Origin of the sequence: Xanthovirga aplysinae (assembly GCF_009711365.1) — a bacterium.
Classification (GTDB): Bacteria; Bacteroidota; Bacteroidia; order Cytophagales; family Cyclobacteriaceae; genus Xanthovirga; species Xanthovirga aplysinae.
Genome location: NZ_SMMB01000905.1, coordinates 1 through 5,239 on the forward strand (window position 1 = coordinate 1; position 5,239 = coordinate 5,239).

Sequence of the window (5,239 nt, forward strand, 5' to 3'; positions counted from 1 at the left end):
AAACAGTTAATGCCTGTTTATGACAAGCCCAAGATTTATTATCCTTTGTCTACGCTTATGAGGGCTGGGATCCAGGACATACTGATTATTTCCACACCTCATGATATGCCGCTCTTTATGAAATTATTAGGAGATGGAAGTCAATTGGGTTGTAACTTTCAGTATGCGGTACAAGAAGAGCCAAATGGATTGGCACAAGCATTTTGATTGGGAAGGAGTTTATTGGAAACGATAAGGTAGCCTTAATTCTTGGAGATAATATTTTTTATGGCACAGGTTTAGCCGACTTGCTGCAGGCCAATAATGATCCTGATGGTAGAGTTGTACTTGCCTATCACCTTTCTGAACACCAGCGATATGGTGTGGTAGAATTCGACGAGAGAAGTCAAGTAAAAAGTATAGAGGAGAAACGGGAAAAGCCCAAATCAAAATATGAAGTTACAGATGTGAACAGGGCCTATTTAGAAACTGGAATGCTGAAAGTTGGCGTGCTGGATGTAGGAACTGCTTGGTTGGATACGGGAACTTTTCACTCTTTTTAATGCAGGCAGCGCAATTTGTACAGGTGATTCAGGAGAGGCAAGGCTTAATGGTAGGTTGTGTTGAAGAGGTAGCCTATTCTATGGGCTATATTGATGGAGGGCAATTGAAAAAAATGCCCAACCTCAATAAAAAAGGGGTTACGGAGATTATTTGATGAAACTCCTGTAGAGACAAGGTATGCCTTGTCTTATTCGATGTCCTTTTTGGTTTTAAAAGGGAATTAATCACAAAATCATATAAATCCACCCATATCGGGGTTAAAAAAATAAGGGTTTAAGGTTCTCTTTCTCCTAATCAATCTAATAGAAAAATGATAGTATCAGAAACCGGATTTTCAGGCTTATATGAGTTAGAACCCGCAATATACAGGGATAATAGGGGCTATTTTTTCGAATCTTTTGATGAGAAGAAACTTACCGATGTCACTGGACATAGGTTTAATTTTGTACAAGACAACCAATCCCTTTCTTATCGGGGAGTGTTGCGTGGACTTCATTTCCAAAAAGGAGAACATGCCCAAACTAAATTAGTTCGGGTATTGGCCGGCGAGGTTTTAGATGATGTAGTAGATCTTCGCCCGAAGTAACCTTCTAATGAAAAATATTATAGCATTATTCTTAGTGCGGAAAATAAAAGGCAATTATTAGTGCCTAAAGGGTTTGCTCATGCTTTTGTGGTGTTGAGCGAACGGGAAGAGTTTTATTATAAATGTGATAACTTTTACGCCCCTTCCCATGAGGGAGGCGTACTTTATAATGACCCGAGTTTAAATATCGATTGGAAAATAGATGAAAAAGAATTAATTGTTTCTGAGAAAGATAAAAAGCAACCTTTATTGAGTGATTTATAAAAGGTTTTGGAAGAAAGTAACTAGAATTTCATTATAGTTGAGTAAATTTTATTTAAATTTGCGACCGCTCTTTAGGTGGGAGATTTACTGAGGTAAAGATGAAAAAATTTTTGCTGGACTATTTTTTCTTTAGTTAAAATAATCCACTGGATTTGAAAATGATATAATAGTCTTTCTTTTATAGAAAGAAATTTTTAGCACATCCTATAAAAAATAAAATAATTTTATGCGGATAGCCGTAATAGGAACCGGATATGTAGGCTTAGTAACAGGTACTTGTTTTGCGGAAACAGGAAACCACGTTGTCTGTGTGGATATTGACAGTGAAAAGGTGGAAAAGATGCAAAAGGGGCAGATCCCGATTTATGAGCCTGGCCTTGAAGTTCTTTTTGAACGTAATATTCGACAAGGGCGACTGGAATTTACCACAAGTTTAGCAAAAGGAATTGTGGGTGCTGAAGTGATTTTTTTAGCTTTACCAACCCCTCCGGATGAAGATGGTTCTGCAGATCTTCAATACATCTTAAAAGTAGCTAACGATTTGGGCCCTTTATTGGAAAATTATGCTGTCATTGTAGATAAAAGCACTGTTCCGGTAGGTACTTCGGAAAGAGTAACTACTGCAATTGCAAAAACTGCAAAAGTGGGTTTTGATGTAGTCTCTAATCCTGAGTTTCTTCGAGAAGGAGTGGCTGTAGAAGATTTTATGAAACCTGAAAGAGTAGTAGTTGGAACCACTTCCGAGAGAGCAAAAAAGGTAATGGAACACTTGTATGCGCCTTTAGTACGTCAAGGAAATCCTGTGATTTTTATGGGTGAAAAGTCCGCAGAGTTGACCAAATATGCAGCAAATTCTTTTTTAGCAACCAAAATCACCTTTATGAATGAGATAGCCAATCTTTGTGAAAAGCTGGGTGCTAATGTGGATGATATTCGAAGAGGCATGGGGACAGATTCTCGTATAGGAAAGCGTTTTTTATTTGCGGGCATTGGATATGGGGGAAGTTGTTTTCCAAAAGATGTCCAGGCTTTAGCTAAATTAGCAAGTGATGTAGAATACGATTTCAGAATTCTGGATTCGGTGATGAAAGTAAATCATGTACAAAAAACGAAATTGATTCCTAAAATCAAGAAATTTTTTAAAGGGGATCTTTCTAATAAGACAATAGCAATATGGGGTTTAGCGTTCAAACCCAATACAGATGATATTCGAGAGGCTCCTGCTTTGTATAATATCAGGGCCTTATTGGAGGCAGGAGCAAAAGTGAAAGCCTTTGACCCTGAAGCCATGGAGAATGTGAAGGAATTACTTGGCGGTGCTATTGAATATTGCTATGATGAATATGCCGCTGTTGAAGGTGCAGATGCATTATTAGTAGCAACAGAATGGCCGGTATTTCGAACACCTGATTTTGATAGAATGAAGTGTTTATTGAACAAGGCTGTGATTTTTGATGGGCGAAATTTGTTTGAGCCGGAGATGATGAAGAATATAGGGTTTGAGTATGTGAGTGTGGGAAGATAAAAATATTTTTTTAACAAATATAATAAATTTTTTGTGAAAGGAATTATACTAGCAGGAGGTTCAGGGACAAGATTGCATCCGCTTACATTGGCAGTTAGTAAGCAATTAATGCCAGTTTACGATAAACCCATGATTTATTACCCTCTGTCTACTCTAATGTTGGCTGGAATTCGTGAAATATTGATTATCTCTACACCTTACGATTTGCCACATTTTCAAAGGTTATTGGGTAGTGGCGAGAATTTAGGTTGTGAGTTTTCTTATGCAGTTCAACCCAACCCTGAAGGTTTGGCTCAGGCCTTTTTGATTGGACAAGAATTTATCGGAAATGATAAGGAAGCATTGATCCTGGGGGATAATATTTTTTATGGTTCTGGTATGTCCCAATTGTTACAGGCAAATAACAATCCAGAAGGAGGTATCGTTTTTGCCTACCACGTCCAGGACCCTGAACGGTATGGAGTAGTGGAATTTGATGAAGATGGAAAAGTAATTTCTATAGAAGAAAAGCCTGTAGAACCAAAATCAAACTTTGCAGTACCTGGTTTATATTTTTATGATAATAAAGTGGTTGATATTGCTAAAGAGATTAAACCAAGCCCAAGAGGAGAATTGGAAATTACAGATATCAATAAGGTCTATTTAGGAGAAGAAAAACTCAAAGTTGGGATTCTGAATAGAGGAACAGCATGGTTAGATACAGGTACTTTCAATTCTTTAATGCAAGCAGGTGAATTTGTTCGAGTGATTGAGGAACGACAAGGGATGAAAATTGGCTGTATTGAAGAAGTGGCTTATCGAATGGGGTATATTGATGCAAATACATTATTGGGAATTGCTAAGCCTCTTTTAAAAAGTGGTTATGGACAATATCTAATTAATTTGATTCAACACGAAGTGAAATTTTCTTCTTGAGGTAAGGGCATGAGAGCAATAGAAACAAAATTGGAAGGGTGTTATATATTTGAACCTCAGGTTTTTGAAGATGAGAGAGGCTGTTTTTTTGAAAGCTATAACCAAAAGAAGTTTAAAGAATTAACAGGTTTGGATGTTACTTTTGTACAAGATAATCAGTCCAAGTCTGAGTATGGGGTATTAAGAGGTTTACATTTACAGCATGGGGAACATGCTCAAGCAAAACTTGTGAGAGTGCTTACAGGTGAAGTATTGGATGTCGCTGTTGATCTTAGAAAAAATTCATCAACCTATGGAATGCATGTTGCTGTTCGATTAAGTTCTGAAAATAAAAAGCAACTTTTTGTGCCTAGAGGATTTGCTCATGGTTTTATTGTACTTAGTGAATCAGCGGAGTTTTGTTATAAATGTGATAACTTTTATTCTCCTAAGGCCGAAGGAGGGCTATTATATAACGATCCTGCTTTGGGAATTGATTGGGGAATTGATGATAATGAAATAATTATTGCTGAAAAAGATAAAACACACCCTTTGTTAAAAGACTTTAAATTTAGAGAAGGAAACTTATGAGTAATATTTTGGTAGTTGGTTCCAATGGGCAGCTAGGGAGGGAGTTTCAGGCTATATCTAAGAATAATAAGTTTTTTGAATTTAAATTTGTGGATGTTGATCAATTGGATATTACCTCTTCTGAGGAGGTAATTCAGTTTTTTGTTGACCATACATTTGATTATTGTATTAATTGTGCCGCATTTACAGCTGTCGACAAATCTGAAGAAGAAAAAGAGTTTTCTTTTAAAGTAAATATCTTTGGAGTAAGAAATTTAGCCAAGGCTTGTGCTCGTAAGAGCGTGAAATTTATTCATATATCAACAGATTTCGTATTTGATGGAAATCAATCCAAACCATATAGGGAATCGGATAAAACAAATCCCATTAATGTATATGGTCTCGGGAAAATGAGAGGAGAGAAAGAGGCTCTTTTAAATTGTACTGATACTCTTGTGGTTAGGACATCATGGTTATACTCTTCCTTTGGGGGGAATTTTGTTAAAACTATGTTGAACTTAGCCCAAAGGAAAAAAGAGATAAATGTTGTTGCTGACCAAATAGGCACTCCTACTTATGCTCATGATTTAGCAAAAGCCCTTTTGAAAATAATATCGTCAGAAAAGTTTTACCCCGGTATTTACCATTATAGCAATGAAGGAGTTGCGAGTTGGTATGATTTTTCTAAAGCTATTTTTGAAATATTAGGTTCCAATATTAAAGTGAAACCTATTAACTCTATCCAATACCCTACACCAGCCAAAAGGCCTCACTTTAGTGTATTGGATAAATCTAAAATAAAAGATCGTTACAGAATCGAAATTCCACACTGGCGTGAAAGTTTGAATAGTTGTCTT

At 36.6% G+C, this 5,239-nt stretch carries 4 protein-coding genes and 2 pseudogenes; all 6 read left to right on the forward strand.

What is annotated here, in order from left to right:
* A pseudogene (locus E1171_RS07785) lies at positions 1–711 on the forward strand (sugar nucleotidyltransferase); the annotation flags it as partial.
* A gap of 142 nt (positions 712–853) precedes the next feature.
* Positions 854–1,393: pseudogene (gene rfbC / locus E1171_RS07790) on the forward strand (dTDP-4-dehydrorhamnose 3,5-epimerase).
* 226 nt (positions 1,394–1,619) lie between these two features.
* Positions 1,620–2,918: a UDP-glucose dehydrogenase family protein gene (locus E1171_RS07795; protein WP_155205448.1), complete on the forward strand. Its 1,299-nt coding sequence runs from the start codon at positions 1,620–1,622 to the stop codon at positions 2,916–2,918.
* A 33-nt stretch (positions 2,919–2,951) separates the two neighbouring features.
* Positions 2,952–3,833, forward strand: coding sequence for a glucose-1-phosphate thymidylyltransferase RfbA (gene rfbA, locus E1171_RS07800; RefSeq protein ID WP_187696332.1), 882 nt, complete (start codon positions 2,952–2,954; stop codon positions 3,831–3,833).
* 9 nt (positions 3,834–3,842) lie between these two features.
* A complete protein-coding gene (rfbC, locus tag E1171_RS07805) occupies positions 3,843–4,403 on the forward strand; it encodes a dTDP-4-dehydrorhamnose 3,5-epimerase (RefSeq protein WP_155205449.1) in 561 nt (186 codons plus the stop codon).
* A partial coding sequence (gene rfbD / locus E1171_RS07810; RefSeq protein ID WP_155205450.1) for a dTDP-4-dehydrorhamnose reductase occupies positions 4,400–5,239 on the forward strand: 840 nt, incomplete at its 3' end. The genes rfbC (E1171_RS07805) and rfbD, both read left to right, overlap by 4 nt.